A 27000-nucleotide genomic window follows, 5' to 3' on the forward strand; every position below is an offset into this window, starting at 1 on the left:
CGCATGACCGAGGACTGGCGCCACCGCTACAACCATCAACGTCCCCATCGCTCACTCGGCGGACTCTCGCCCGTCGCGTTTGCCATGGCATCATCAACTACCTCTATTTCCGGGTGACTCGGGAAAACGAGGACGCTTCACGGGGAGCGCCATCCCTCGACACTCCCCGCCAATACTTGTTCAAGCTGCGCAGATGGATTCAGATCCAGATCGGATATTCCCTTCCCGAAAGCCCTCTCGCGACCAAGCAATTGGCCAATAAGTACCTTGGGCGGCATTGCGTAGAACTGCGAGGCACGCCCAAGAAATGAAGACATGCTCTCCCCCGGGAAGGGAGGCGCCACACGTAAACGCATCACAGAATGCCCCATAGCTTCACTCCCCCTGGGCAGCTTCTCTCTTGAGGAGACGCGCCGATGGGCGCCCGGCCGACGCCACAATCAATTCGGTCGTGATGCACTCGGTTCCATTCGCAATCGCCGCAAGCGCCGCATTCTTGATGCGGGCGACGATATTCCCCAGTACACCCTTGCCTACCTTGGCCAGGGCGGAGACTTTGTCTGGCGAACCCAAATTTGAGGGTCTCCGCAAGGGCAGCAACTGCTCATAGGTCACCAAGAAATTCGCCAGGCTAGCATCCGGTTTCCAGGATGGCATCGCGAACTCTGTAAAGCGTGCAGCAAGGTGGGGATCGCTCCGGAAGCCCTGTCCGGCACGATCCGTGCCGAACGCGAGTATGTGGATACTCAATTCGTTCATCAGCAGCTTGATGCCTTCGAGAGCCCTCAGCTGCTCGCGTTCGCTACCTTGCAAAATGTCCTGAACCTCGTCCAGCACGAGCAATCGACAATCGGCGTCCCGAAGCAAACGCTGCACCAAGAGTTCTCGATCGCTGAGGCGATGTGAGATGCGTGCCGGACTGCCGAGCTCCTCCATGATGCGACCGTAAACCGAACGTGCATCCCGGGTCCCGGACATGGAAATTTTCAGCACACAAGGTGCGTCACTTCGGTCGTTGTCGCCGTATCTTTGATGGACCAGCTTAGCGAGGCTTGTCTTTCCGTTTCCCCTGTCGGCACACACGATCAGCCCACGCGCCCTCGTTTGCCTGGGCTCGTACACCATCCATTCTGCTTCGTTCATCACCTCCAGCAAGGCCGGATACAGAATCTGGCGGTCTTCAATGATTGCTTTCGCACGGACGTCATTCGGAGCATCGAGCAAGCTTGCTGTCGACGGATGCAGATGACGCCTATCGTTCACCTCGGCTCCCCTTGCATCGTAGAAATCTCCGCCTTGTTTGTCGCGGCTGGGCATACCTTCAGCGGTAGCGTTCATTTTCGAATTCCTCTATGTCATAGGCTTGCGGGCGGTAGTCGCGCAGCTGCTGCTCGACGTCGCGAAGATTCACAGTGGCGGGCTCAGGCTTGGCAGACGGCGTAGGTTCGCTGCGGTACCGATCACCCGCCGCCTCCGTGGCCTTTCGTCTACGGATTCGCCTTGATGCTTTTGCCTGCTCGACAAGGGCGTCTGCTCGTTTCTGACTGGCGTCAGCCAACGCCACAAGCTCGGGCGACCTCGACAACGATCTCTCGTGGAAGCGCCTGACCTGCCATTCCGCAAGCGAGATCGGTTGAATGTCTGGCGTCGTCACAAGAGCCTTCACGAGCAAGCCGCCGGGCGTACGCACGAAGACATGAGTGATGTCTCGTGGGTCGTAATGGACGTGCACGTTCAGGTGTTGACCTACCCACGGCACCAACTCATCGCTCCAGTACTGAAGTGAGTGAATCTGCACACCAGTACGGGTCAGACGACGCGCGTCGCCTGGCAGAAATGTGGCAAGGAACTCAAGTTCATTGAGCGGCTGCATCGTCGCCCTCCGCAGCCCTCTTCCACATTTCGATAGGTGGAATACGGATCATCCGGTGCTCGTTCACGTGATACCGTCCGAGCAACTGCTCGACGAACCACGTCCTCGCTTGACGCAGCGTCAACACGGCATGCTTCGCACTGTCGTATTCGCCTTTCGCCTTGACGGAGTTCTTTGTCGTGCCTGGAAGAAGGTGGCACTGCCCTACCATGGTTCCGATCAGACGTTCGATGGATCCGCCGTAGTGTGGTGAACCCACAGGCCGGTAACAGAGGACGATTCCATGCTCCATGCACCCGCGCTTGAATGCGGCGGAGACGAAATCCTTCCCGTTGTCCACCACGATTTCACGTGGAAGACCCTGCATCGGCCAGTCAAGCGGCACACCAAACTCTGCAGCAGGCACCTTGGGCAGAACCGCATGAGTCAGGCACAAAGCAACTGACAAGATTGAAGGTGGCTCGAACCCAATATGGATGCCAAGGATGCATCGCGTGTAGACGTCGATAGCAACTGTCAACCAAGGGCGACCGATGTAATCGCAGTACGGATCATCGGATCGAACCATCACATCCATCGGCGTGTGATCGATTTCGACACGCTCAAGGCGTGCGGACACTTTCACATGCCCGGGCATCGCTTCGTAAAGGTACTTTGCCTTTTTTGATCCTATCCGACGCCGCTGTGCGGCCCGTGTCTCATAATTGCGCACACGCTTTGCCACCGTAGCTCTTGTCGGCGGCTGAAGGCTCTGTTCCCGACAAGCCACCGCTATGCGCTCATGCAGTGCCGTCACCGTCGGCCGCTCAGGTTGCAAGTAGTAGCTATCGATCTTCTCCGCGATAACGCGCTCGACGCCTGGATCCAAGACCGTCGTTCCTGCCTTGCGCCCTGGCGCCTGCCTGATCAGGCCGCTCACCGTTTCATGCAGCTTGTAGTCGCTGACAAGCCGCCAGAACTGGCGCTCACTGATACCCAGTGCAGAAGCCTGCTTCTGTGCCTCTGCAGTGCGCCCTGATTTCTTGCTCAGCAACAGGCGGATCGCTCCTGCGCGAGTGTCAGCCGGATCCCACTGGCCTGATGGAACGGCAGCAACATCCGTCTTTCCAAGCACATCTTCCGGATCTGCCATGGGGAGCAATTCCCGGCGCTTGACCGTGAGCTTGGTTCCCTCCATGTCGATGACGGCGGCGTCGTGGAATATCAGCTCAATCACTTTGACGACCGCACCACGGTAAAACGCCATCCTCTGTGGTCGAAGCTCAGGTGCCATGACGCACCTGCCGGTCAAGCACGAGGGAATCCAGATCGGTAATCAGGACGACAGGGTGTCCCGTAGCTTCCGACAGCGCGGCGAAACGTCGCGACAGTCGGTCACGGATCTTCAGGGCCTCAAAGTAGGGCTTAACCTCGACGTAGGTTCGACTGCCAAACCCAAGCTCAGCCAGAGCGAATGGGACGCTATGCAAGCGAACCATAAAGTCGGGTGTGTATGACCGCGCTTTCCCATCCTCGCGGTATGTCACCGTCACAGGCTGACTAGCAACGCGGATCAACTCGCTATAGCCAGTCAGCGCATCAATCACGCGCCGCTCCAGTTGTGATTCGAACCCAACCGCATCATGCCCAAGTCGAACAGGGTGCCAACCACGGACATGCCGGCTACGGGATAGAGGAATCACACGGTGATCGTGCTTGACCTCCAGGATGCTGTAAGGCGATGCAACACGGTCTTCCGCTAGATAGGATCGGAGCGCGTGTACTCGACGTATATGAAACATGCTGTTTTCCTCAGTTTTAGAGCCGCTATGCGGCAAGAACTGAGGCCCACGCCTTGCGAGATTTCCGGCAAACCTCACCCGCAACACGGCCGCTTGACGACTGCGCAGGGGTATGAAATGCTGGGGATGTCAGGACGCCAATCCGACACCAGTCCGCTAGGACAACCGAGGCTCGCAGATGTTTGCCCATCTGCGGGCCTCTGTCGTTCAGGGCCTCTCGAATTTAAAGCTGACAGCTAATCGTTCTTTCTCCTCCTCTGTGTTCGACGTGATCGTCTGATTACGGTGGCATAGCGGCGCGCTTACCCTTCCGGATGACCTTGAGCCACTTCGGCACGAGCCTCCGTGCGAGCTATCCACGCTGCCACATCCTTCGTACTCGCGAACCGCGGCTGGCGCCCCTCCTGCAAGAATGTGGTCACCGGCACGCGCTTGTGCATCACCGCCTGTCGGAAAGCCGCCCCCGTGCTGTAGCCCAGCAAAAGGCGCAGAGCGCTTCCGCCCACGAAAGGACCGTATTTGGCGAACAACTTCTCTTCGAGTTCGGCTTGCCGCTGGGCTAGATGGTGCGTGCTCATGGAGTTCCCTCGCTCTGTAGGCGTGATCTCGTTCTGTAGGCGTAATCCTCCCTCAGGTATGCCCCACATCGGTAGGTAAGGTTTTATGCAAAACCTTACCCGTGACTAGGCGTGATCAGTAAGATCAGCAAGTCCCGCCCAGCACCCACTTCATGCCACCTACTGCACGACGATGGACCAAGGAAGTCAGGCTGCTTCGGGCACGCGCCGCTTTCGCCGACATTGCCGTCGCAGCGAACGGAATCTGGCAGCCAAAGCGGCTAGAAGAGGTGGTACTCAGCAAGCACCCGAGCCGATCTTTCGTTGAAGCCTCAAACAAGTTCGGCAAGATGGCCAGAGATGGATTTGTTCCTGACAGCGCAACCATTCAAGCCGTAACGGCAGCCTTCCCGAACTGCAACATCCGGTACTGGCTGGATCATCCGCTGTTCTATCTTCTGGACGCCAACCAGGACAGGCAAGCGGCCCTGAACTACGCCCTCGATAGCATTCCGGGTGCTCTACGTACGGAGCTGTGGCGTGAACCGATCGACTTTGAACCCTGGACAGGAAAGACACTTCGCCCGTTGGACGGCGTGCCCCTGTTTGCCTTGCTACGCGGCACCCTTACCCAACACTTGGCTTGCCTCGATGAGAGAGACCACATCCAGTTCGTTGAGACGGGCATCGAACGCACCCCGGAGGCTGCCGATAAGCTCGACAGGAAGAAGCAGCAACTCACTCGAGACATGCTGCGACTGGAGCAGCCCGGCCAACTCGATCACCTGGATGCGCTGACCCTGATCACCGCCTTAGCCAAGTACGCTCAGGACATCCAAGAAGCACGCGCCTTTGAGTTGGCCTCCCTGATGCTGCGGTCACTATTTCCCAAAGCAATCGCCTACCACCCGCAGCTACTTTTCAGCGTAAAGTTGATCTCGAAACTGTTCTACGAACAGATCTGGGCGCCTGCAAACCATGCGTTCTCCGTTGCCACGCGATACGGCGCTGATCCAGACAGACTTGCGGAAGACGCCATAGAGTCTGCTGCGCTTCTTGGACAGATCTGTCCGCCCGATCAATACATCCGCTAGGCACAATGGACTGCTGCCGAAGACAATCACTACGGTCTAGGAGGTTCGCCATGTCACATCACCTTGGAACGTATTCCGACTGGCGAACCATTGCACCGGTGGATCATTGCCCTCGGTGCGGAGGGACACATCTGCGATCACGGGATTGCCCAACGGGTCTGGAAGTCGAGTGTGCAAGCGGCTGCGGCTATCGTGAAGTGCTCGCCGATTTCACCCGTGAGGACTTCGACCGGTGGATGCAACGCGTGCGCTCGCAGCGCACTTCGTGATGCCCAGTCCCTGTCCACGCTCACCCCATAGACGTACACCCATGTGGCTATGTGATCATGATAGGCTCATGACGTGATCCGCCCTCCTTTCCACCACGAGCGAATACCGACGAGCAGCTGAAGCATGCTCGTTCGTTGATTCGCCCCCGTGGCCGAGAGGTTAGGCGTCCGGCTTATATCCGGATAAAGGCAGTGGCCAGATAAGCCACCCATGCAGGTTCGAGTCCTGCCGGGGGCACCAATCCCAGGTGCCCGTATGAATCCTGAAAATTCACGACGACTGCAGTCGGACTTCCCGCAGCTGTACCGATCGCAGAGGCTCGATCCTCTTCGCCAGGATCAGCCCACCGTGCTCGCGCTCTGGGGCTTCGAGTGCGGTGATGGCTGGATGGACTTGATCTATCGCCTTAGCCAAGCCATCTCCAAGCGCATCGAATCCACCGGGCTGGACATCGTCGCGACGCAGGTGAAGGAGAAGTTCGGCACGCTGCGGTTCTATGTCGATGGCGGGGATGAAGAAGTTTTCCGGCTCATCGATTCTGCCGAACAAGAGTCGGCAACGATTTGCGAGGCATGTGGTGCACCTGGCACCCTTGTCACGAAGGGGTGGCATTCGACGCTCTGCGAATGCTGCAGGCGTGCCTGATAATTCTTTGGTTTTGTTGCGCGCGAGCGTGACATGCCGTCTCCGTAGGAAGGCCGGGCGTAGACACAGGAGCGCAGCTATTTCCTTAGGCAGCCAAGAGCTTCATGCCTGCGGCCAGAGCTATTGGGACAAGGCCTTGAACGACTTGTCGTGCCGTCGACGTGGTGGAGCAGCCCTCAAATCGCAAGCAGGGACTGGTTCGTGCGAGACTGCACATTCTCGATCAAAAGATGCCCGACCATGGCGCTTCCGTATGCAACGACGAGTCAGGCCGCAGCCTACGCCGACTATGACTGGGTAGCCGTTTTGCTTTTTAGACGGTTGACGGCCAATTATACGGTGGCGACCTTGCCTCCCCGCATCCCCTTCTCCCTAGATGATGTTCGAGATGCAGCGGAAGAAGCGTTACGAGACGGGCTTTTGAAGAAAGGCAAAATTCGAAACATCGCCGACATCAAGTATTCCTACGATGCACGGCGCGATTTCCCTGCAGAGATGATGCAGGCGTTTCCGATCACTTGGCTGTCATCTGGCAAGGGTCAATACTTCTTTAGAAAGACCATTCGAAAGAACATCATCGATCTGCAATCGATTTGTTCTCCTCTGCCCCAGCTTGAGTACGTTGTCGACCAGACGCCGATATTTAACTCGAAGCTCATGGGGAAAGACGAACAAGCCGTTTTTGCTCGGGCCCGATATGCTGGAATATTCAATCAGATACTTGGCTTCCAAGCCAACCCAGTTCAGGGACATCACCGAACGAGTGTCGGGTACGGGCAGGTGGAGGTGGACGAGGTTCAAGCCGGGCTTGAGGGACAGCTCGGCGTAATTGTCCCGATTTCCGGAAAGGGTGGACAGGACAGGCTCTCGTGGTCGCAAGTACTGAACCTCAACACCTATGGGGCAGCGTGCTTAGCACGATACGGCAAGATCCAACCCCCTCTTACTGGTGCCAAGGTGCGAAGCCTGTGCCTATGGATGGACAAGGTGACCGCTGAGATTTGGGTCGTCGAGTTCTCTGACCAGCACAGCGACATCGATTTGATCGATATCGTTCAGGTGCGCCGATTCAAGTTCGTTTGACACGAGTTGCTTCAATCTCTTGCTGGGTCCGCTTCTTAGCTCCACTCTTTCTGTTCCTTCGGCCAATTGGCGTCGTGATTCCCCAATACGCCGAAGCGTCGCTCATGGTCATCCGAAGCAATACCTGGTTGCTAAGTTCCAATACCTTTTCTGGCTTGGTTGGGACTGCGCCCATCGCTTTGAGGACCGCCCCGGCTACTGCCCGCCCTAGCGGCGGCGGCACTGCGTTCCCAATTTGTCGAGCACCATGCCATTTCGTTTCATGAAATCGGAACCAGTCGGGAAAACCATGTAGCCTTGCCATTTCCCGTACGGTGACGCAACGATCATGTTTGTAGTGGATCGGTCGGGGACTTGTGAAAGCACCTCTCGCAGAGTCAGTGCCCGCCCGTAGGGTGTTAGATACGCCCTTGATCGGTAGCTTGAAGAACCTGGAAATGGGTTCGACGCTTCCAGGTTTTGTCTCCGAGAATCGGCGGCGGGAAACTTCCGTATGATCCGTTCTGAGACTTGCGGTCAGTAGTTCAGGATTCCATTCGCGCCTATAGCCGAATACCCATCCTGAATTGTCGACGCAGCGCATGAGGCGTGCATATGCACTCGGCTTGCCCCATTTTTTGGTTTCAACCTCGTCGCTGTCTAGAAGTCGCTTAAACCCCTCGGCGTCTGGCAAATCACTGAGTGCATCGTGACAGGTCGGTGCGCTCGGTAGACCGTTAACTTTACCTGGCTTTCCCGTGATGGCGTCGGGATATTCGGGGACTTTGCGCCCTTTCTTTGCACCCATGAGGAAGAGGCGTTGACGATCTTGGGGTACTCCGTAGTTGTACGCGTTGAGTACCCGCCACTCATTTCGAACCTGATAGCCGTTGCGGGTGAACTCGGCGATCAGCTCTTCGAGAAACTTGCGATGCTTGCCAAGCGTCAATCCCTTGACGTTCTCGAAAACGAAATAGTCCGCATCCAACTCGTGCACGATACGCACAAAGTCCTTCACCAAGGAGTTGCGCGGATCGTCCAGTATCCGCTGCCCTATCAACGAAAACCCCTGGCATGGCGCTCCGCCAAACACCACGTCGACCTTCTTCTTGCCGATACCGGCCAACTTCCTGATTTGAGCACCTGTGAGATCTTTGACCGACTTGGGGATCACACGGCAATGAGGGAAGTTGAATTTGTGGATCGCCGCGTGAACGGGATCAATTTCGACTGCTGCCGCAACGTCGAAGCCCGCCTGTTCGAAGCCAAGACTCAGGCCGCCAGCTCCTGCGAAGAGGTCGATTCCGATAGGTCTTGCCATGTTCCGTGCACGTTCGGTGGTTTCGGTCAAAGGTTAACGCAGGTTCGCCAAAAAGTCGATCGGAATCAATCCGGCGTCCCTGAGTGATTTGTAGCCGAATCCAGTCGCACTTCGTGAGATAAAAGAGCTGGCATTAGTCGTTCGCAACGACAGCCCTGTAGAGCCTCTCCAGTCGGGACGGGCCAATCTTGCACTGCCACACCACAAGCACGCGCCAGCCCATTCTCCGAAGCCGTGTCTCGACTCGTCGATCCCTCGTCTTGTTCGCAGCGATTTTGGTGCGCCAGTAGACACTTCGCGTCTTTGGGATCCGTGCTTTGGCGCACCCAACGTGTCCATGCCAGAAGCACCCATGGACGAACACCGCAACTTTGCGGCTCTTGAATGCCAAGTCGGGCTTGCCAGGAAGGCTGGAATCGTTGAGTACGTATCGAAGCCCGCGCACATGCAAGTACCTGCGAACCGCAAGTTCGGGCTTGGTGTCGCGTCCCCGTATACGCGACATCAAGGCACTACGCGCTTTCGCATCTAAAAAGTCCATGCAAGCAAAGTACCTATCAACCGAGTCGAAAGACCCAACGGACTTAGCATCCTCCTGCTACAGACTGACCTACCTCTACCCCAGAGATCAAGGCACCTAGCGCCCCTGCCAAGAGCTGCCATTGTCTCTTGGCTATTGCCATCAGCGTCAGAATCAGCTTGATCAGCCCGAGGGCAAGATCGACAGGAACGTCGCGACACCAAAAAGGAAGGCCGCACATGCAGACCATCGTGCTGCTCGGCCGTTCAAGTCGGCGGATTTTTGATATGCAACCATGAGCGCGCAGATCTGCGCGTCTTGCTGAACTGCATGCAGCCCTGACTGCGCTCCGGGCCCAAAGTCAACCGACACCTCGCTTGCCTTTCTCCACAAGATGGCTGCAACCGAGGAGACGAGCACCGCCGTCATACCCACGAGGAACACGCTCATTTTCAATAACGGAAGTGCCGTCATAAATCCTCTAGCGATCTGTAGTTTTCAATCTCTTGGCGTGAATTCCGAATCGTCCTGCTCATCCATGATCCTCCCCTCTTCAACTTGCCTCTCGATGTCGCACATGGCGCTCTCTCGTACGCGCTGATACAGCTTGTAGGCAGGGTCGAAGCGACCCATGCTTTCCATGAGCTTAGTGGCTTCGTCACGCACCATGAGATCACGCGGGAATGGCTTGCCCGGAAGTCCATGTCTCACACCCGAGACTGATGATGCGTAGAGAGCACTTGACACTTGTTCCAAAGCATCATCACTCACGAACTTGGCTGTACGCAGCAGGTCGCGTACGAAGTTGCTGTTCGTAAAAATGAAGTCGTATGGCACTTCGCGTAGCACACATGTCAGCACATCTATTTCAATCTGCGTGGCGCTCGACGCCAGGCCCAGCACGAGCCCGCGCAATGACTCGCTCAGTGTGCCGAACAGGAACTTGATGAAGTCGCCAAACCACGGAAGGACACTGCTGCCAGCCTCTTCCAGCTCCACGGCCCACTGAAACAATTCACGAAGAAGGCGATCTGTGTGGGGAGTGACGGCAAGATCAGAGCTAACTTCGTTCGTCGCACCCCACGGTATCGGGCGGTAAGTCCAATCTTCTCGCCTGGTGGCGTGAAACATGCGCGCCTTTAAGAACTGGATGCCCATGTCTCGACGACTGTTCAACACCTTCTTCAAAAACGCGAGAATCCAGTAATCACCGATGTCTCTGCGGCCCTCCAATTTTTCGAGCAAAACCCTGATGTGCTCTTCAGTCAATCGATGGAATGGAACCTGATCATTGCCACTGAGCCACATCAGGTAGTCATGCGTCGCTTCCGGTGAGGCGTCGAACTCTGCAGCGACTACCAACTCCACCGCCAAGTCGTAGTCTTTCCTGGCAATGGTAAAGAGCGCAGAAGCCACAGTCCTGTGAACCATGGGGTCCACGGACAACGCCAGCCTCTTGAGGATCTGACGATCTTCGTCGGTGTAGTCATCCGTCGGCTGATGGCGACAGTAGGCTTCCGCCACAGCCCGTATGTATCGCTGATCGTCAGATGCCAAAAGTGTCTGGATCATTGCATAGGCATCTTCCGGCGCAGCGCGCATCAATGCTGCCAAAGCGATACCTACGTGCGGAAGGATCAGCGGATCCGGAGTGTTACAAGGCCTCGCGTGATCAAGCAACAGACGAGCAAATGATGTGGAAATCTCAACAAGTTGCTGTAGCAGCAGTTGGGAGGATGCATCGCTCGTCTTCGATGCTTGGATTTCCCCTAAACATTCGCGCAAGAACGCATAAAGCGCTTCGGGGTCAGTGAACTGTTGCAGTAGATCTTGTGCGAATGCCTGGAGACTTTGGAGGTTTTCTTGCCAGCTGTCCCCGCCAAGGGGCGCAGTCAGGTGCCCCCAACCATCCAACAGCTTGAGAATCGTACGCGACCTTAGATCTTTGCCGGGAAAGGCCATGATCTTTTCAGCCAATGCCCTTTGCTCGTCGGTTCCATGCTGCGCATGCCAGCGTACGTTGGAGGCCAGCTTGATAGCCACAGTGGCGGGAACAGCTCCTGTCTCAACCTTTTCTAGAAGGTCGTGCAGGGTTTGCAAGAAATCGCCATCCCAGCTCTTCTGGGTTGCCTGATCGACTTTCGCCCCGAACAGCCCCACCGGAAACCGCAAGGCGCCGCCCAGCACCTGAGCCGCTTTGATAGCGTGTGAAACATCCGAATCTGACAGAAGGCGGATGCACGCATCAATCACTTGACGCCGTAGGCGAGCCATTCCTTCTGGAGAAACGAAGAACGTCCGCATGCGGATCTCACGATTGTTTCCCTCGGTTGTATGTCCCTCTGTCGCCAATACTCCAGTCAAAAACTCCAACGGCGTGTGCGCACCTGTCCAGGCTTTCGGGTAACGCAGGAGCTCCAGTCCATATGCCACGACTTGCTCTATGTATCCGATCGGTTTTCCCGGCATAGGAGATGCCATTTCGGAGAGCACGCGGATGCCATGGGACGGCTGTTGATTGGTTGACTGCGTGTCGTTCTGCCCAAGCTGCCAGAGAAGCTCGCATGCCTCGGCCATGTGATCGAATTCCTTGCCCATGGAAGCATTGCGCGCGATCTGAGCCAACAACTCGTCTCGCTGCCCTTTCTCGATCACCCGGTGAGCGAATGCCAACGCCTGCTTGGGTTGGTAGAAAGCAACAGCCGCCGCGGCTCGCAGGTAGCTCTGCCCGACAGGGAAGTCCTTGAGGAGACGCGACCACAGCGGATCCAGAAATTGACTTCGATCCGTGTCGCCATTCGATCGACGCCAATCCAGTCGTCCCTGGTTGAGAAGAATCTGCTCGGCGTAGCGGTCAGGGACATGATCGAACACATCTTCGGCGGAGACACCCTGCTCCTCGATGAGGAAATCACCCATCAGATCCGGTATCAGACGACTTTCGTAACCTCGCTTGTAGAGCACACTGGCATCGTGCAAACGCTTCAAGATTTGCGCTACTTCGTGGCGTGAGATATGCGCGAGACGTGCCAAGCCCTCGATGAGATCAGGATCGCTGTCCCGAATTGGCTGAAGCATGGCGATCGCCGCCAGCACCGTCTTGAGCGATGGCTCGTTAAGACCAGAACTGACGCCCGATACGGTCTGGCTAACGATGTGACGAAGGAACTCTCCTCGGAACTGCGATTCATCACCGAGGAATTGCGCATCCATCACCCCAGATGCAAGAACCTTGGCACCAATGACGGTCGCCAATGGGCAATCACGCGTGTAGGCAGCGAGGCGTTCGACATGGCGCCGATCACCACCGAACTGACGCAGAGCTCGCTGAGCCAGTCGCTCGCTTTCGTCTTTGTTGAGTGGCGGCAGGGTGATTGGGATCGAATCTTCGGAGCGCAGCGCGCGGATCTGTTTGTCTACGCGCTGCCGACCATAAGGCCGAAGCGACAAGATCAACCGAGCCTGATGAGATGGGTCAGCCACATACTCAGCAAGCCGCCCCAAATCGTCTCTGTCATGAGCATCATCGCTTATCAGAACCTTGGGATCATTGCCAAACGCCTCGAAGTCTTTCGGGTGTGCTGTGGCATCGCGCGGCAGGAAGAAAACTCGCCTGTCCTTGGATATCGCATCGCACACAGCCTTGAGCAATCGCGTCTTGCCACTACCTCCATTGCCTATCAGCAACAAGGCGCGACCACCGGGCTCCTCGACAAAGCGCCTGATCACCTCCAGCTCTTTGGATCGACCAACTAGTTCCCACGCATAAGTCCATGGCTGGACGTTTCCACTTGAGGCTGCCGTCATGCCGGCGAAGAACTCCTCGGGGCGACGCCAAGGTGACGGCTCCAGCTCGCCCAGCAACTGTCGTCGCTGCCCTGGAAAGTAAACGTCCACCAGTCGCAGTTGGTCGATTCTGTCCAGGTCAAGCCGTGCGCGGCGCGTGATGTCTTCGCGATCCCATAGCTCCCAGCCTTGGTCGCGATAACTCTTTATTTTCTCGCGAGCCTGCGGGCTGGCAATGCCGCTGAACAGGATGACCTTTTTATCGGCGGGCTCCTTATGGTCCTTAACAATCTTGGCTATATGGGTCGGCCCCAAGCTCTTTTGGCGTTTGCATTGATACGTCGTACGCGAGCCATCACCGAAGACGGCGTCAATGTCGAGTCCGTTCTGCTTGTGACCTTGTGAGCCGTAGCGCGTCACCGTTGCAGCATCGCCATGCAAGCAATCAAGTAGATCCGCACAGAAGCGTTCAAAGGTTTCGTAAGGGAGGGCATCCACCGGCCACGGCAGATCAAGTCCATAGCGTGACGATGACGGGAGTTCGCCCCCGGAACTACCTTCGGCGTAACCGGCGGCCGAGAGGAGCCGCGCAGCATCGGTATTGAGAGCAGCGGCCAAGGCGGGAATTTGTGCCGCACGCGGCCGAGACTTTCCTTGCTCCCATCGACTGACGGTCTGCTGGCTGACTCCCAAGGCTGCCGCCAGTTCGACCTGGCCCGCCATGCCGACGTCGAGACGAGCCTGGATCAGGATCTTTCCGAATTCCACTAGGTGCATACGCATAACTCAAAAAAAGTGTTATGCTTTATCGTAACACGTTTCATGAGTTATGAAATTGTCCCAACCAACGATGGAAGCTACGAACATGAGGTGGGCCTCCACCGCGTCGTCACCTCCGCGCGGCGTTTCGACCGCCTGCGTGAAGCGGGCTAAGAGGGCGAGCAAAGCCGCGCCGATCAGCCCAGCTAATTTCCCAGAGCACATGGCTCTCCCTGTGATGCGACCCAGCACCTCGTACATTCTCGCGGCCTGGACTGGGCAGACCAACGCCGAGTGCGCCAGCATCGAAGCTGAGGCCGAAGCCTTGGCGCGCCAAGACCGCGGCCTGATACAGAGGGTGCTGGCGGCCGATTGGCTCGTGAATTCAGAGAAGGAATGGATATGAAGGTTCTCGGATTTCGCGGCGACCCAAAGGCTCCTCGCTACGCTGTCGTTTCCGAGACCGGCGGCGCGTATAAGCTGGAGAATGCGGCTAACGACAACAAGCTGCCCGTCCCCGCATCGATCGGGGAAGACGCGAATGCAGAGCGGCTGGACTGGCTGTACCGCGAAGTCCTTGCGATCTTCGATGCCCATCCTGGCATCACGATGGTGATGATCAAGCAGAACGAATACACGCCGAACGATACCAAGGCGAAGCGCAAGTCTGCCCATGCAGATGCCGTCGTGGTGCTCGCGTGTGCGCATCACGGAATTCCGGTCGAGTTGAAAACCTACGCCTCCATACCAACGACGAGCAAGGACACTAGGCGGCACGCCGAAACTCGGGTTGGAAAGACCGACAGGCACTGGGACGACAAGATGGCCGATGCCGTGAATGCCGCATGGTGTGGGCTGCGCAACTCATGAGCCAGCTCACCCCAGTCGCCCTCATGCCCGGCACGGATCTCTACAAGTACCGGCTGGTCAACAAGATCGGGGCAGGTAGCTTCGGCGAGGTCTGGCTAGCTCAGGATCTGGCGGTGCAACGGGAGTACGCTGTCAAGATCCTTCAGCCGGGGGTGTCAGTGGATGAGCGTTTGCGCGAAGCCCAAATTGGCAACCGGCTTGAGCACAACAACCTCGTGTACGTCCACCAGGCGGATGTCGTTGCCGTGGCCGGAGGCGATGTCGTCATCCTCGCCATGGACTACCAGTCGAACGGCTCAGTCGAGACCCTGGCAAATTCGGCGGGTTATCTTCCACTTCCTGCGATCCTGCGAATCGCGAGAGATATTCTGCAGGGACTGGAATATCTGCACGCGCGCAGCTTCTATCACAACGACATCAAGCCGGGGAACATCCTACTTGGACCGCAGCAGCAGGCCATGCTGTCCGATTATGGGATTACCGGCGTTTCATCGAACGGCGCGCCAGTGGCCGCCCCGAGAGCTTACGTCCTCCACCGTGCGCCGGAAGTCTTGTCGACGGGCAATATCGGCGTCAGTTCGGACATCTTCCAGGTCGGGATGACTCTTGCAAGACTGGCGATTCATTTGGATCACCTGCGAGCAGTTCGCGCCAGCGTCGGCTCGGAGCAGTACGAACAGAACATCGCATCTGGGAGGCTGCTTCAGGCAAAGGATTTCGGGCACCACATACCGGCAGCAGTTCGACGCATCATCCTGAAGGCCGTCGATCCTGATCCAGCTCAGAGGTACACCAGCGCCCTTGAGATGCGGCGAGCACTCGAAAGACTGGACTACCCCGGACACTGGACGGTCGACGATGCCGGCAATGAGGTTGGTAAATGCGGAAGCTATGAGTTCTTGCACTCAGTCCTGCCGGTCGCAGGCGGGAAGTTCGATGCGACCTGCAGCAAGCGCAATGTAATCTCAGGCAAGACTCAGCGTGTTACCCAGTTCTGCAAGCGCGGCCTCCCCCAGAGGCAAGCTGAGAAGGTCATCGCGGACTTCAAGCAATTCGTGGTGACCGGAAAATGACGTTTGAGGCCACCGAGAACTATCAGTCCCGGTTGCCGGCGCTGGATTGCGCGTGACGGATTGCCGACGAAGCAGTCCGGATACGAACATCACCTAAAGCTAGCGCTGACGCCATCGCAGAACGCTTTGCTTGACACCGCGAGGCGGTTTTAGGCCTGCGCCAAACGAGCATCTCTCTGCCGCACCGCACGCTGAGCCGCACATATTGCATCGTTTTGCCCGGACGTCAGACGATGCACAAGGCGGTATCTGATCGCCGCTGTGATCGTGCCCAGGATCGTCGGACTCGCATTCTTCACGTTTAGGTTGCTGAAAACAGCCTCCAATGAGTACTTCTCCACAAGAACACCAAACAGCTCATCCGCATAGGACTCAGACACGCTTAAGACGTCGCCAAAGTCCAAAACCACGCCAGACTGAAGAGCGCTCTCAATCCTCAGGCGCAAGGCAACAGCTGTCTGCCTCGACGCGAGATCCGTTCCTGGAATTTTGAAGATTGCGTTCATGACCTGTCCTCCAGCAATGTGGAGAGAAGACGATCCAAGTCGTCCATTTCTTTCTGCTGCCCAGCTGCCACGGCTTGGGCAACCTTGTCAGTCTCGAACCGACACGCCAAAAGTACACCACTCCACCCGAGCACAGACTGATGCATCTCTCTGTTTCCGGCGGCATCCACCGTGAGATAAGAGTCTCCACTTGCAAGCCACAACTGACCGTGAAATCGCTGTACAAGTTCCACAAGTTTGGCCAAGCCAAGACCTAGATGATTGTTTTCCTTGACTTTTACATAGGCCATATCGCCTATGGGATTTCCTACAGCGTCTGGCGGGAGAGCTTGAGCCCAAAAATCTAAGTCTTTCTTTTTACTTGAATTTCCTTCAACGATACACCAGTTGATGGCCTCCGCATGAGTGCTGAGTCCCTCCCGGCGATCTATCCCTGCGCGCCTTAACTCCGCAAGGAAGCCGGCCCCGGCATCAGCTAACGCAAACTCTAAAACATGCTCCTGGCCGCTGCTGTAGGGTTTCTTCCACTTCGAGGCCATGGATATCCCGGTGCTTTCGGCATGCGACCATACATTGTCGTGCAGGTCACCGACCACGTCACAGAGATTGGCCACGAACGGCCCCATCTTGGGGTCTGTGAACCAATTTCGCACACATGACGCAATATCCTGCGTTGCTCGGTCGATCTCCTCCACGCCGCGCAATAAAACCAAAGGACTGTAGTTCTTACCTTGATTTGTCCTTTGATATGCGTAGGTATCGTCGCAATCCAAGGCGGCTTCGATCCCAATCGCTCGCGCATACTGCTGCGTATTAATGTTCAAATCGCAGAAGATTTCTTCCACGTCCAACCCCTTAGCTCTTGCCAGCACCGCAAGTGCCGCCCAACAGCCTGGAGACGCATAGTCGCACCGAACCGCCTCAATAACAGCGTCAAGCGGGTCGGCATCCTTGCGACGCCCAAGAAAGCAATCCGGAGCTTTCACTTCGACAAATCCATCAAGAAAAGAGATTTTGTAGGTTGCCAGAGTTGTACGCTGCGCAATCCTGGCAGAGTCGGATGGAATTCACCCGAATCCCAAACATCATCGTCCAAATCGTCTTATTCGCCGATCTTAGGCGCCCGTTTTGTCTGGCCATTTTGATGTAGCACCAACGCCACGACCCTCCCTGAGGCATCACGCTCAAAGTCGATCTTCGCGTCGACCACCCGGTAGAAGAAATGGTCTTTGGCGCTGGCGTACAGGGGAAGCGAGGGCTGGCTGGCGAGCTTGGCCATCAGTTGCCCATGGTCGATGGTGACTACAAACGCCGCGCCTGGGGCGAGATCATAGCGCCCCAAATATCCCTGAAGGGTTGCAGTATCCAAGGTGACCTGGCTGATCCCTTCAACTTTGTCGGCGGTCGCTTCACTTATCTTGGGCGCGGGGTGGTCGCCATGTTGGTGCACGACGAGGCTGTCGACAGTGCCGTCTGCCTTGCGCTTGAAGCTGATCGTGATGTTGTCGAACTGGGCGAAGAACTCATCCCGCGCCGTAGGGTAGATCGGAATAGGCTGCTGGCCCGTCGCCTGCGTTAACAGTTGATCACCCGCCAGGCTGATTCGAAGCACCATGCGGGGGGAGAGCTGGTAGATGCCCTGATAGACCTTCAGCTCGGCGGCCGACATCGCGAGTTTTTTGTGTGCCTGTGCCAGCGGCCAGCCAGCGCGCAGTGTGGCAAGGCCCAGATCATCCACACCGATTTGTGCATTGGTGAGGATCACGACACCGTGCTTCCGGTCGGCAGTAAAGCCGATAAAGCTGGCATATCCACCGGTCATACCGTTGTGCCAGATGACGTCTTGTCCGCCCTCTTTGTGCAGGGTCATCCAGATCAAACCGATCTGGTTATCCGGTACTCCAGAGGAGGCTCTGGGCGATTGCGCCAGCTGCATCGCGGGAAGAAGTGGCGAACGCAGCAAGCCCATGTTGGCTTCCAGATAGCGCAGCATGTCTGCCCCGGTGCTACGGATGCCGCCTGCTGCAGCCAGGGCGTCGAAGTGCCAGTTGGGTACCGCTTTCCCCGAGGCATCGTGGCCGATCGCCATCCCGGCAGGGTTGCCCTTGCCCATCGCCACAGAGGTGTCCTTCATTCCCAGCGGTTCGAAGATCGCGGTCTTCAGCAAGGCGGGGTAGCTCGATCTGGCGTGCTGACCCAGTGCATAGCCCAACAGGCCCACGGCCAGATTGGAGTATTCGTAGGTGGTTCCGGGATCTCTGGGCAGGGTGTAGTTGGCCAGGAACTGTTTGAGTTTCGCCGCGTCGTAATCCGCGTAAGGATCGGTGGGGTCGGCCGGGGCCAGATTTGCAGGGAGGCGTGGAAGGCCGGAGTTTTGCTCCGCTATGGCGGCCAAGGTGATGGTCTTGCCATCCTTGGAAGGGATGCTGAAGCCGGGGAGCAACTTGGACAACGGTTGATCCAGGCGAAGTTGCCCGTTGTCGACGGCATTCGCCAAGAGCGTGGCCGTGAATGTCTTGGTCACTGACCCTATCTCGTAGATGGTCGCGCTCGTGGGCGCAGCTCCGGTATCGAGCTTGCCAAACGCGTGGACCTCGCCTTTGTCACCGTCTACGACAGCGATCACGAATGTGGGGTTTTCTCCGGCGGCCACGCGATCGTGAATGGCTTGCTCAACCCGGGCCGGAATGAGGGATGGCGCCGCCATGACGTTCATGGCAACCAGGCAGGCTCCAGCAACAACGGCGACTCGCTTCACGTTGGCTCCTTTCCGTCCTTGATGACGGAGACGTTGGGTTTTCAGCATTCAAAGTGCATCTGGACGATCATCCCGACGCCCACTCCGGAACCGCAAAACCTTTGGCGTCGCATGAATCCATGCGTATCGGAGCTGCCTCCGATACGTTACTTCGAAGGTCTTCGGTGGTTGGGAGTCGGTGTGGTTGGGATCAGATGCGTGGCATGGACAGCCGCTTCGTAATCGCAGACAGATCGAAGTCATCCAGACTGAAAATGTCCTCGACGGTGGTGCCAAGCGCATGCGCCAGTCGAAGCGCCAAGATCGTAGACGGCACCATCCTCCCTTGCTCAATCGCGTTGATGGACTTCCTCGTCACGCCGATCAGTTCGGCAAGATCCGCCTGTGTCAGTTCCTTGGCTGCTCGATAGACCCGCAAGGAATTCTTTAGCGCGGCCTCGTCCATGCTAGCGATCCATGTATAGGAACGAGGCCAGTAGAAAGATCGGCCCGATGGCTGCCGTCATGTAGGCCATGAAAAATGCGGGGCCACCCGGAAATGCGACCAGCGCGCAGATGCAAAGCGGCGCCTGCATGGCCAGAACGCCGATAAAGGCTATGCGGAAAGAACGATCGAGGCTGCGCTTGCGGAGCTCATCGGAAAACATTGCGCGAAGAAGTTCGGATGCCTCGGGGCCAAGCTGCCTGCGCTTCGTGTGAAGGACAGAAACAAGAGCCACGATCGCAACAGCGATCAGTGCGCCGACGATCGAAGGACTCGCGGCCGGGACTCCCAATAGTTTGACGGCTGGTAACGCCGCCGCGATCAAGATGAACATGCAAAGCAGTACCCACAGGGTTTGCCGCCCATACTTGACGCAGTCATCGAGCGAGGTCTGTGAGTTCATAGTCGAGCCCCTGTCTGGTGAAGCTAAAATGTAACACATAGGTTACTTTATGCAACCTTTGCATCACCTCTCTCCATGAGCGCTGGAGGCAGCGGATGCTCATCACCAGTGAATTTGAGCCAAGCGACGTAAGCGGCAAGCGCGCCAATCACTCCTAAGTAATTGTTTTTATGTAATTAGCTCACCCGAGCTAAAAAGCAAGATCAGAAAATTCCTGCTAATTCCAGCTGTGCGCAGAGTCGGCCTTGCCTGAGCCCGTTCGGTGGTAAGCGGCTGAAGTTGCACAAGCCGCAACAGTAAGCGGAAGGCACCCTTAAAGCGGTCAATACGACGGCCTTGTGGGCTTGAATTTGTCAGCAGCGTCGTTATCCCGCAGCGGCCGCGCAAGAGAAAATCTCTAGACATCAGAACCTTAGATCCAGCTGACACCGTTAAGGGATCTCGACACCTGCTATCGGGTTTGGTTAACGATGTCAGTGCCCCGTAACTGCGCCACTAGACACGGCAGCAAGGCACACCGAAACGACAATAAGTCATTGATGCTAAAATATTTTCTATCAAAACGAGCGCATTGCGCCGCCAGCCAAATAACCGGGAAAGCGTCCATCGATCACTTAGGGCTGGGTTGGGATGAAGGACAACCGCGGCTATGGCTTTGGTTGCTATCCGACAACGCCCTGCAACCGAAAGGGTTCGGCAAAACGGAGGAGATCCATTTCGCGTTGGCTGCGCGCCCGCGGCCAGGGTTTCCAAATGCGGGGCTTAGAGTTCCCAAATCCCGAACATCTGCCCGCTCGCGCCATATGTCGCCGAATCGGGGCATTGCCACACGGCGCTTCAGTATTCGGCGCGAATGGCCTTGCAATAGGGGCCATTCATCACAAATCGGCGGCACACGGAGGGCCGGGTTTCATAGATGCCGCAGTTCATGCGCGCACCGTTCAAGGCTACACACCAACCGTCCTCGCCACGCTTCATGACATGCAAGCCTGAAGGCAAGTAGGTGGTGAGATGCTCGGGAATATGGTCCTCCGGCTGCAGGACAACCATGAGGCGGCAGCAGACGGCCTCGCACGCGGAACAGCGTGCGGCACCCGGGGCACGGCCGGTTGGTGAAGTCATGCGCGAGAGGGCTCCTGGCCCCGGATGTAATGCAGAAGGTGGCCGCGGTACGGCGGCACGTCGCGATCGTCCATGGGACATTGCTCTTCGGTGAGTGTGAAGCCCTGCTCTGCCAATAGCTGGCTGAAGTGCTGACTGTGGCTGCGACCGGGGTCGGTAATCACAACCTCCGCTGCTGGGTAGGCATGCCCCCTGACCATCTCGGCGAGCAGCGGCGCCTGCAGGGGTTCGTACAGCACGTCACTCGCAATAATCACATCGAAGTGACCCAGTGACGGCCGCAGGGCGTCCCATGGCAGGCGGCGGTAATCAATGGCAGGCAATGCATTGAGCGTCGCGTTGTACGCGAGAAAGGATTCGGCGAGGGGGTGTGAATCTGATGCGACGATGTCGGCACCGCGACGCTTGAGGACAAGGCAGGCCAATCCGATACCGCACCCCAGTTCGAGGATGCGCTTCCCATCGATGGCGAAGCGATGCATGGCCTGAGCGAGAAGACGCTCCGATGGCCAAAGTTGACCAAACAGGCCCCATTGAGCGACCGAAAGGCCCATGCGTGCGCGGTGACCGGCGGCATCCGAAAACTGCTGTTTGTCGCTCAGAACTCGCAAGCGATACTTGTGGCCACCGATCAAAAGCTGCTCGCTGCGGGTTGCGTAAGCTTGCACGGATGCTTCCGGAAGAACCCTGCAAACAGGGCGGAATATTGGGGGCGACGCGCTTGGCCGACTGGCCCCACCATGGCGTGCACGGCAAACATGCCGCAACGTGAGCGCGGCACACCCGCCGCATGCACTTGGCCCACATCGCAAACCAGCACTGATGACTTGGCGGCGGCCTGATTCGGATGAGTGACTGCGTTGCCCAGGTTCTACCTTTGCGAACCGCTAGCGCCCGTTGCGCGACGGCGGCCGATTGGGCGCCGAACCGGGATGTCCTGCGACGCGCGCAAAACGATCGATTTTCCGATAGCGCTGTTCCGCTCCGTCCGTATCTCGCCTCTTCGCAGATCCGCAGTAAACATCGTGGATGTCCGATAACGTGATCGGCTTGGCCGGTGGCGGCATGACAAGTTCCTTGCAATCGGGGACGCAAAGGCCGCACCCGCCTCCCGGAATTGAGAGACCGATGCAGAAGAGGATGCCTTTCGATCAATGAAGGCTGTGGTACCAGAGCGCTTCCATGCCAAGGCGCGTCGCACACACCCTGGTCTGCTCCACACTTACCAAGCCCGCCTTGCAGAGCCAGCGCAGATCGGCAAGACGTTCTATCGCGCACAGTGACAATGGACAACGCTTTACAACCTCGCCCAGCAAGGCCCATTGCTTACAACTCAAACCACAGGGTCGACGGGTACTCATGCGCTCTTGGTCGCGAGCATCCCTGCACGCGTCGTTGGAGTAACCGCTAGAAGGCGAATCCAGCTTCGCCACCATACGCCCTTGTGCTGCTTCAAGTGTTAGTTTCTTCGCGTGAGCCGCAACGCGGGTGTTTAGCCAGGCAACGGTTCTCGTCCCGCTCCGTGTATTCGCGCAACACCCTCGTCAAAGGAGTAGTGTCAGCTCACGACTTCACGCGGAGCACGCCGCTATGGATGACCTCGTTGGCACCACCAGCAATGGCTTCAACTACACCGCACAGTACGACACGGCGGCGCTGGACAGCGTCGCATGGGCGGCGACCTTTCGAAAGGATGGAATCTACCGGGGGATGCGGCACGGGCGTGTTTTCGACGTTTCTAATCTGTCGAATCCCGATATCAAACTCGCCGTCATGGACGACATCGAAGAAATATGGGTCAAGGAGCATTGAGACCCATTGGCTCGCATCGCTGACGGACGTCTATCCAGGCCCTGTGCGTATCCGGCGCGATCGAGTTTGCCGTGACTGAGCCAATGAGACATCGTCCGCAGCCTTACCCGAAGCACGTGCGGTTCAACGGGTTGCAGCCCAACTCCCACGACTGGCACAAGACGGAAGAGGTCTACCTGACACCGGCGCCAGGCATGGGCCGTTCGGAGGATTCGAAAGCCGCCTCGTGCCCTACCCTTCCGGCTGCTGCCTGCGACTCTTGATGACATCGGTCACCAGGCATCCTTTCGCCGACAGGTCGATCCGGGAATCGAGCCGGAGGTTGCCGAGGAATACCTCGTCATGCGAAACGAGAACCAAGGCCGCTCGATACTGGAGAAGCATCTGTTCCAGCGCCTGCACGGAACAGAGGTCGAGATGGTTGGTGGGCTCGTCGAGCAACAACAGACCTGCCGGATTCTCCGCATACAGGACGCAAGCCAATGCGGCCTTCAAGCGTTCACCGCCGCTCAAGCGTGCGCAGGGTTCCAGTGCGGCAGCGCCGGAAAGCCCAAGTAGGGCGAGCCGGGTCCGCATGTCGGCCTGTCCGATCGAAGGATTGGCTGCGAGCAATTGATCCAAGGCGGATGCATCCGGGTCGAGGATGCCCAACTGCTGATCCAGCCAGGCGACCGGAACGTGTACGCCGCATCGCCCTGCTGCTGGCGTAATCGCACCGGCAAGCATCTTCAACAGGGTGGATTTGCCGCTGCCGTTCGCTCCCGTCACTGCTATGCGCTGGCGTCCCCAGATCGTCAGATCGATGACGCCGCCCGCCGCACTGCCGAACGGTAGCCGAACACCTTCCAGCGTAGCCGCCTTGCGCCGTGGCGCCGCTCCCGCAAGGGGTGCCAGCAAGCTTACGTCCGCCTCCTCCCGCACCCGCGACGCCGCTTCACGGACGCGCTCCGCCAATTCATCCCTGGCGAATTCCAGGTCGCACTGCCTCTTGCCGGCACTCACCTGGCTGTTTTGCTTGCGCCCTCCCAGCAGGATGGCAGCCTGATTGGCGCCGCGCGCGTCACGCGAAGCGCGTGCCTGACGGCGATCCAGCCTTTCTTGGCTGGCACGCCGCCCTTCTTCGCCACGGCGCTGTTCCGCCTTGCGATGTTCCAGCTCCTGCAGGACGCGTTCCTGCTCCTTCGCGCGGGCTTGTTCGTAGAAGGCAAATCCGCCGCCGTAGTCGCGCAGGCCCGAGGGCGACAATTCGATGATGCGTTGCATGCCCTTCAGCAGTTCGCGGTCGTGGCTCGCGACCAGCAGACCTTTCGGCCACGCACCCAGCTTTTGCATCAGCAGATCACGTTGCGTGCAATCCAGATGGTTGGTCGGCTCGTCGAGTATCAGCACATCAGCGCCGCCCATCCATGCGCCCAGCAACGCAACGCGGGTCAGCTCGCCGCCGCTCAAGCTGGCGGCATGTCGCTCCGGCGCAAGATGAGGTAAGCCATGCTCTTCCAGCAGGTTGCTCAGATGCTGCCGGATATCCCAGCGGTCTCCGACGATCTCGAAATCGACCGGATCCACTCCCCCGGCTTCAATGCGGACCAGTGCATCCAGCACCGCTTGCACGCCCGCAATGCCGGCAACCGTGGCACCTGGCGGACAATCCACCTGTTGCGGCACGTAGTAGATCGTGCCCATGCGTAAGACGCGCCCCTGGGCGGGCTCCAACTGCCCGGCCATCAGGCGTGCCAATGCGCTTTTGCCGACGCCATTGCGCCCCACCAGGCCGGTATGGCGCTGGTCGAGTTGCATGTCGATGTCCGAAAAGAGGCGATGGCCGTCCGGCCATGCAAACGCCGCACTCTGCAGCGTCAAAAAAGATTCCGTCATGGAGGCTCCCGCGATGTCAGGTATCGCTCTATCGCAATCGATGGAGGCGAAAGGCCGTCAGGAAGACGGCGACATCACTGGCGCATCGGACGATTCCCCGGTTGTGCGGAAAGAGGGCGGCGATGATAGCAAATGATCGCCGCGCGGCTTCCCTGCTCACTACAATGCCCGGACACGCCACGCTGCCAGAGGGAATCCACTTGATCGTCTGTGTACCCGATGTGCTGACCGCACAGGAATTGGCCGCATTGCGCGCCGAACTGCAAACCGCCCCTTTCGTCGACGGCTCCGCCACGGCCGGCTGGTCGGCGCGCACCGTGAAGAAGAACCAGCAGATCGACATCGGCAGCGCCAGCTACGCACGCATGGCCGATGTCGTGCGCACGGCCTTCCATCGCCATAGCCTGCTGCAGGCCGCGCTGTTGCCCGCGGCAACGACCCAGGCGCTGTTCAACCGCTATGCCGGCGGCATGGAGTACGGCGCGCACGTCGATGCCCCCGTGATGGGCGGTGTGGGCAACGCGGTGCGCACCGACATCGCGATCACCGTGTTCCTTTCCGATCCGAGCGGTTACGACGGTGGCGAACTGGTGACGCACGCCAGCGGCGGTATGGAATACAAGTTCAAGCTGGAGGCCGGTGCCGCCATCGCCTATCCGGCCAACACCCTGCACCACGTCAGCCCGGTGACCCGTGGCGTGCGCGACGCGGCCATCATCTGGGTGCAGAGCATGGTGCGCGACCCGGCCCGGCGTGAACTGCTGTGGGATCTGGAAAACGCCAAGCGCGACATCTTCGGCCGCGAAGGCAAGAGCCAGGCCTTCGACGCCGTCAGCCGTTCGCACGCGAATCTGCTGCGGATGTGGGCCGAGGTAACGGGCTGACCGATCAGCCGGACAGGACGGCGCGCGACGGCAGCGACCAGTCGACAGGCGCCTGCCCTTGCGTCTCGAGGTAACGGTTGGCGGCGGAGAAATGCCCGCAGCCGAGGAAGCCGCGATGCGCCGACAGCGGTGAGGGATGCACGCTTTTCAGCACGCAGTGCTTGCGCGTGTCGACGAGCTGGCCCTTGCGCTGGGCGTAGCTGCCCCAGAGCATGAACACGATGCCTTCGCGCTCGCGGTTGAGCGCGTCGATGGCTGCATCGGTGAACCCTTCCCAGCCCTTGCCCTGGTGCGAAGCGGCCAGACCGCGCTCCACCGTGAGCACTGCGTTGAGCAGCAGCACGCCACGGTCCGCCCAGGGTATGAGGCAGCCGTGATCAGGAGAACCGATGCCGAGGTCGCGGTCGATTTCCTTGAAGATGTTCACCAGCGACGGCGGCGTCTGCACGCCCGGGCGCACCGAGAAGCACAGGCCGTGCGCCTGCCCGGGGCCGTGGTACGGATCCTGCCCGAGGATCACCACACGCACCGCGTCGAACGGCGTGTGGTCGAACGCGGCGAAGATCTCCGCGCCCGGCGGATAGATCGCCTTGCCTGCATGCTTCTCGGCACGCAGGAATTCAGCCAGCGCCTGCATGTCGGGCCGCTGCAGGTACGCACCGATGCGCGCCTTCCACGAAGGTTCCAGCCGCACCTCGCTCATGCAGAGGCACCACGCTGGCGCAGGTGTCGCGCCACGCGCAGTTGGAACAGCAGCTTGGTGACCAGCAGCTTTTCGTCCACCGGCTTCTCTACCAGGTCGTTGGCGCCGGCCTTGATGAGCGCAGCCTGGTTGGCCGGGTTCTCGTCACCCGTCATCACCAGCACCGGCAGCTTGCCCTTGCCGTAGCCGAAATGGTTGCGGATGCGCTCCAGCAGGTCGCCGCCGGTGAGTTCCCCCTTCAGGCTCACGTCGGTCAGCACCACGTCGGCACCTACCTCGCCGCGCACCCTGGCGGTTTCCAGCATGGCCAGCGCGTCTTCCACGCTGACCACGTGGCGCACGGTAAGGCCGTACTTCTCCAGCATGCGGCGGGTGGCCAGCGCCACCACGCGGCTGTCCTCCACGTACAGCACTTCACCTTCCGCGCTGCCTTCGGGGCATACGTAGCCACGGATGAATTCGGCCAGCGCCTGGAAGCCCAGCGACTTGTCGAAATAGTCGGTGACGTCCTCGCCCAGCGTGCGGCGATGCAGACGGTCGTCCACGTCGCCGGAAACCACCATGATGGGAACGTAGGTCTGCGGCGCGGATTCGCGCACGAAGCGCGCCAGTTCCAGGCCATCCATGTCGGGCATGCGCAGCGCGATGGTGATGAAGTCGAACACGCCTTCGCTGAGCAGCTGCTGCGCCTCGCCGCCGCTGGCGCAACCCACCACTTCTACGCCGGGCAGCTCGGCCGTCAGCACGCGGGCGATCATCTGCCGCACCATGCGGGAACCGTCGACTACCAGCACGCGTGGCGCCGTGCCTACCGAACGGTTGCTGATGTTCGTTTTCATGCC

General features: G+C 58.5%; 26 protein-coding genes and 1 tRNA gene. 8 read left to right on the plus strand and 19 right to left on the minus strand.

Annotation, left to right across the window (positions count from 1 at the left end; genetic code table 11):
* Window positions 1–375: 375 nt before the first annotated feature.
* From IHE49_RS04805 to IHE49_RS04825, 5 genes are all read right to left on the minus strand, one after another.
* Window positions 376–1338: a TniB family NTP-binding protein gene (locus IHE49_RS04805; RefSeq protein ID WP_192155474.1), complete on the minus strand. Its 963-nt coding sequence runs from the start codon at window positions 1336–1338 to the stop codon at window positions 376–378.
* Window positions 1322–1873 carry a Mu transposase C-terminal domain-containing protein gene (locus tag IHE49_RS04810; protein WP_192155476.1) on the minus strand — a complete coding sequence of 184 codons (552 nt, stop codon included), beginning with the start codon at window positions 1871–1873 and terminating at the stop codon, window positions 1322–1324. Before IHE49_RS04810 ends, IHE49_RS04805 begins: the two co-directional genes overlap by 17 nt.
* On the minus strand, window positions 1857–3146 hold the full coding sequence (locus IHE49_RS04815) for a DDE-type integrase/transposase/recombinase (RefSeq protein ID WP_192155477.1): 1290 nt from the start codon (window positions 3144–3146) through the stop codon (window positions 1857–1859). Before IHE49_RS04815 ends, IHE49_RS04810 begins: the two co-directional genes overlap by 17 nt.
* Entirely contained in the window at window positions 3136–3459 is a 324-nt protein-coding gene (locus tag IHE49_RS04820; protein WP_192155479.1) for a hypothetical protein, read from the minus strand. The genes IHE49_RS04815 and IHE49_RS04820 overlap by 11 nt, the downstream gene beginning before the upstream one ends.
* 497 nt (window positions 3460–3956) lie before the next feature.
* Window positions 3957–4232 carry a hypothetical protein gene (locus tag IHE49_RS04825; protein ID WP_192155481.1) on the minus strand — a complete coding sequence of 92 codons (276 nt, stop codon included), beginning with the start codon at window positions 4230–4232 and terminating at the stop codon, window positions 3957–3959.
* 152 nt (window positions 4233–4384) lie between these two features.
* Between IHE49_RS04825 and IHE49_RS04830 the strand changes: the two genes are divergently transcribed.
* From IHE49_RS04830 to IHE49_RS04845, 4 genes are all read left to right on the plus strand, one after another.
* Window positions 4385–5305, plus strand: coding sequence for a hypothetical protein (locus IHE49_RS04830; RefSeq protein ID WP_192155483.1), 921 nt, complete (start codon window positions 4385–4387; stop codon window positions 5303–5305).
* Window positions 5306–5716: 411 nt separating this feature from the next.
* Window positions 5717–5815, plus strand: a tRNA-Ile gene (locus IHE49_RS04835).
* A 15-nt stretch (window positions 5816–5830) separates the two neighbouring features.
* Window positions 5831–6220: a hypothetical protein gene (locus IHE49_RS04840; protein WP_192155485.1), complete on the plus strand. Its 390-nt coding sequence runs from the start codon at window positions 5831–5833 to the stop codon at window positions 6218–6220.
* A 240-nt stretch (window positions 6221–6460) separates the two neighbouring features.
* The gene (locus IHE49_RS04845) at window positions 6461–7303 is read left to right on the plus strand and encodes a hypothetical protein (protein ID WP_192155487.1); all 843 of its coding nucleotides are present in this window, start codon (window positions 6461–6463) and stop codon (window positions 7301–7303) included.
* Here IHE49_RS04845 and IHE49_RS04850 read toward each other — a convergent pair.
* From IHE49_RS04850 to IHE49_RS04865, 4 genes are all read right to left on the minus strand, one after another.
* On the minus strand, window positions 7290–8603 hold the full coding sequence (locus IHE49_RS04850) for a DNA cytosine methyltransferase (protein ID WP_192155489.1): 1314 nt from the start codon (window positions 8601–8603) through the stop codon (window positions 7290–7292). The two genes, IHE49_RS04845 and IHE49_RS04850, sit on opposite strands and share 14 nt — an antisense overlap.
* A 133-nt stretch (window positions 8604–8736) precedes the next feature.
* Entirely contained in the window at window positions 8737–9144 is a 408-nt protein-coding gene (locus IHE49_RS04855) for a very short patch repair endonuclease (protein WP_192155491.1), read from the minus strand.
* A 162-nt stretch (window positions 9145–9306) separates the two neighbouring features.
* A complete protein-coding gene (locus IHE49_RS04860; RefSeq protein ID WP_192155493.1) occupies window positions 9307–9597 on the minus strand; it encodes a hypothetical protein in 291 nt (96 codons plus the stop codon).
* A gap of 24 nt (window positions 9598–9621) precedes the next feature.
* The gene (locus IHE49_RS04865; RefSeq protein ID WP_192155495.1) at window positions 9622–13677 is read right to left on the minus strand and encodes a helix-turn-helix domain-containing protein; all 4056 of its coding nucleotides are present in this window, start codon (window positions 13675–13677) and stop codon (window positions 9622–9624) included.
* A gap of 393 nt (window positions 13678–14070) precedes the next feature.
* On the opposite strand from IHE49_RS04865, the gene IHE49_RS04870 reads away from it, so the two are divergent.
* A complete protein-coding gene (locus tag IHE49_RS04870; protein WP_192155497.1) occupies window positions 14071–14538 on the plus strand; it encodes a hypothetical protein in 468 nt (155 codons plus the stop codon).
* The gene (locus IHE49_RS04875) at window positions 14535–15611 is read left to right on the plus strand and encodes a serine/threonine-protein kinase (protein WP_192155499.1); all 1077 of its coding nucleotides are present in this window, start codon (window positions 14535–14537) and stop codon (window positions 15609–15611) included. Before IHE49_RS04870 ends, IHE49_RS04875 begins: the two co-directional genes overlap by 4 nt.
* A 149-nt stretch (window positions 15612–15760) precedes the next feature.
* Here IHE49_RS04875 and IHE49_RS04880 read toward each other — a convergent pair whose 3' ends face one another.
* The 7 genes from IHE49_RS04880 to IHE49_RS04910 all read right to left on the minus strand — a co-directional run bounded on the left by IHE49_RS04880 (window position 15761) and on the right by IHE49_RS04910 (window position 21552).
* Window positions 15761–16117 (minus strand): STAS-like domain-containing protein, encoded by a 357-nt coding sequence (locus IHE49_RS04880; protein ID WP_192155500.1) that lies wholly within the window; start codon window positions 16115–16117, stop codon window positions 15761–15763.
* A complete protein-coding gene (locus IHE49_RS04885; RefSeq protein WP_192155501.1) occupies window positions 16114–17103 on the minus strand; it encodes a hypothetical protein in 990 nt (329 codons plus the stop codon). The genes IHE49_RS04880 and IHE49_RS04885 overlap by 4 nt, the downstream gene beginning before the upstream one ends.
* A gap of 116 nt (window positions 17104–17219) precedes the next feature.
* The gene (locus tag IHE49_RS04890) at window positions 17220–18875 is read right to left on the minus strand and encodes a serine hydrolase (protein WP_192155503.1); all 1656 of its coding nucleotides are present in this window, start codon (window positions 18873–18875) and stop codon (window positions 17220–17222) included.
* 190 nt (window positions 18876–19065) lie between these two features.
* On the minus strand, window positions 19066–19320 hold the full coding sequence (locus IHE49_RS04895) for a helix-turn-helix transcriptional regulator (protein ID WP_192155505.1): 255 nt from the start codon (window positions 19318–19320) through the stop codon (window positions 19066–19068).
* A gap of 1 nt (window position 19321) precedes the next feature.
* Entirely contained in the window at window positions 19322–19762 is a 441-nt protein-coding gene (locus tag IHE49_RS04900) for a hypothetical protein (protein WP_192155507.1), read from the minus strand.
* An 837-nt stretch (window positions 19763–20599) separates the two neighbouring features.
* Window positions 20600–20884: a YkgJ family cysteine cluster protein gene (locus IHE49_RS04905; RefSeq protein WP_225578194.1), complete on the minus strand. Its 285-nt coding sequence runs from the start codon at window positions 20882–20884 to the stop codon at window positions 20600–20602.
* Window positions 20881–21552, minus strand: a complete 672-nt coding sequence (locus IHE49_RS04910; RefSeq protein WP_192155511.1) for a methyltransferase domain-containing protein — start codon at window positions 21550–21552, stop codon at window positions 20881–20883. Before IHE49_RS04910 ends, IHE49_RS04905 begins: the two co-directional genes overlap by 4 nt.
* 922 nt (window positions 21553–22474) lie before the next feature.
* Here IHE49_RS04910 and IHE49_RS04915 point away from each other — a divergent pair.
* The gene (locus IHE49_RS04915; protein WP_192155513.1) at window positions 22475–22696 is read left to right on the plus strand and encodes a TonB-dependent receptor; all 222 of its coding nucleotides are present in this window, start codon (window positions 22475–22477) and stop codon (window positions 22694–22696) included.
* A 231-nt stretch (window positions 22697–22927) separates the two neighbouring features.
* Here the strand turns inward: IHE49_RS04915 and IHE49_RS04920 are convergent, their stop codons facing one another.
* On the minus strand, window positions 22928–24571 hold the full coding sequence (locus IHE49_RS04920; protein WP_192155515.1) for an ABC-F family ATP-binding cassette domain-containing protein: 1644 nt from the start codon (window positions 24569–24571) through the stop codon (window positions 22928–22930).
* A 200-nt stretch (window positions 24572–24771) separates the two neighbouring features.
* Between IHE49_RS04920 and IHE49_RS04925 the strand changes: the two genes are divergently transcribed.
* Window positions 24772–25455, plus strand: coding sequence for a Fe2+-dependent dioxygenase (locus tag IHE49_RS04925; protein WP_192155517.1), 684 nt, complete (start codon window positions 24772–24774; stop codon window positions 25453–25455).
* Between the two features lie 4 nt (window positions 25456–25459).
* On the opposite strand, the gene ung is transcribed toward IHE49_RS04925, so the two are convergent.
* Together ung and IHE49_RS04935 are read right to left on the minus strand one after the other, a co-directional pair.
* Window positions 25460–26158 (minus strand): uracil-DNA glycosylase, encoded by a 699-nt coding sequence (gene ung, locus IHE49_RS04930; RefSeq protein WP_192155519.1) that lies wholly within the window; start codon window positions 26156–26158, stop codon window positions 25460–25462.
* On the minus strand, window positions 26155–26997 hold the full coding sequence (locus tag IHE49_RS04935) for a response regulator (protein WP_192155521.1): 843 nt from the start codon (window positions 26995–26997) through the stop codon (window positions 26155–26157). Before IHE49_RS04935 ends, ung begins: the two co-directional genes overlap by 4 nt.
* Between the last annotated feature and the right edge of the window lie 3 nt (window positions 26998–27000).

The sequence above is a fragment of the Rhodanobacter sp. 7MK24 genome (assembly GCF_014842995.1).
In the GTDB taxonomy this organism is placed as follows: Bacteria; Pseudomonadota; Gammaproteobacteria; order Xanthomonadales; family Rhodanobacteraceae; genus Rhodanobacter_A.

Bases quoted from the DNA above. Each gene is read 5' to 3' on its own strand.
- ung (WP_192155519.1), bottom strand. From the start codon at position 26,158: ATGAGCGAGGTGCGGCTGGAACCTTCGTGGAAGGCGCGCATCGGTGCG.
- IHE49_RS04935 (WP_192155521.1), bottom strand. From the start codon at position 26,997: ATGAAAACGAACATCAGCAACCGTTCGGTAGGCACGGCGCCACGCGTG.
- IHE49_RS04870 (WP_192155497.1), top strand. From the start codon at position 14,071: ATGAAGGTTCTCGGATTTCGCGGCGACCCAAAGGCTCCTCGCTACGCT.
- IHE49_RS04880 (WP_192155500.1), bottom strand. From the start codon at position 16,117: ATGAACGCAATCTTCAAAATTCCAGGAACGGATCTCGCGTCGAGGCAG.
- IHE49_RS04840 (WP_192155485.1), top strand. From the start codon at position 5,831: ATGAATCCTGAAAATTCACGACGACTGCAGTCGGACTTCCCGCAGCTG.
- IHE49_RS04825 (WP_192155481.1), bottom strand. From the start codon at position 4,232: ATGAGCACGCACCATCTAGCCCAGCGGCAAGCCGAACTCGAAGAGAAG.
- IHE49_RS04830 (WP_192155483.1), top strand. From the start codon at position 4,385: ATGCCACCTACTGCACGACGATGGACCAAGGAAGTCAGGCTGCTTCGG.
- IHE49_RS04905 (WP_225578194.1), bottom strand. From the start codon at position 20,884: ATGACTTCACCAACCGGCCGTGCCCCGGGTGCCGCACGCTGTTCCGCG.
- IHE49_RS04845 (WP_192155487.1), top strand. From the start codon at position 6,461: ATGGCGCTTCCGTATGCAACGACGAGTCAGGCCGCAGCCTACGCCGAC.
- IHE49_RS04815 (WP_192155477.1), bottom strand. From the start codon at position 3,146: ATGGCACCTGAGCTTCGACCACAGAGGATGGCGTTTTACCGTGGTGCG.
- IHE49_RS04805 (WP_192155474.1), bottom strand. From the start codon at position 1,338: ATGAACGCTACCGCTGAAGGTATGCCCAGCCGCGACAAACAAGGCGGA.
- IHE49_RS04875 (WP_192155499.1), top strand. From the start codon at position 14,535: ATGAGCCAGCTCACCCCAGTCGCCCTCATGCCCGGCACGGATCTCTAC.
- IHE49_RS04850 (WP_192155489.1), bottom strand. From the start codon at position 8,603: ATGGCAAGACCTATCGGAATCGACCTCTTCGCAGGAGCTGGCGGCCTG.
- IHE49_RS04915 (WP_192155513.1), top strand. From the start codon at position 22,475: ATGGATGACCTCGTTGGCACCACCAGCAATGGCTTCAACTACACCGCA.
- IHE49_RS04855 (WP_192155491.1), bottom strand. From the start codon at position 9,144: ATGGACTTTTTAGATGCGAAAGCGCGTAGTGCCTTGATGTCGCGTATA.
- IHE49_RS04900 (WP_192155507.1), bottom strand. From the start codon at position 19,762: ATGAACTCACAGACCTCGCTCGATGACTGCGTCAAGTATGGGCGGCAA.
- IHE49_RS04895 (WP_192155505.1), bottom strand. From the start codon at position 19,320: ATGGACGAGGCCGCGCTAAAGAATTCCTTGCGGGTCTATCGAGCAGCC.
- IHE49_RS04920 (WP_192155515.1), bottom strand. From the start codon at position 24,571: ATGACGGAATCTTTTTTGACGCTGCAGAGTGCGGCGTTTGCATGGCCG.
- IHE49_RS04860 (WP_192155493.1), bottom strand. From the start codon at position 9,597: ATGACGGCACTTCCGTTATTGAAAATGAGCGTGTTCCTCGTGGGTATG.
- IHE49_RS04810 (WP_192155476.1), bottom strand. From the start codon at position 1,873: ATGCAGCCGCTCAATGAACTTGAGTTCCTTGCCACATTTCTGCCAGGC.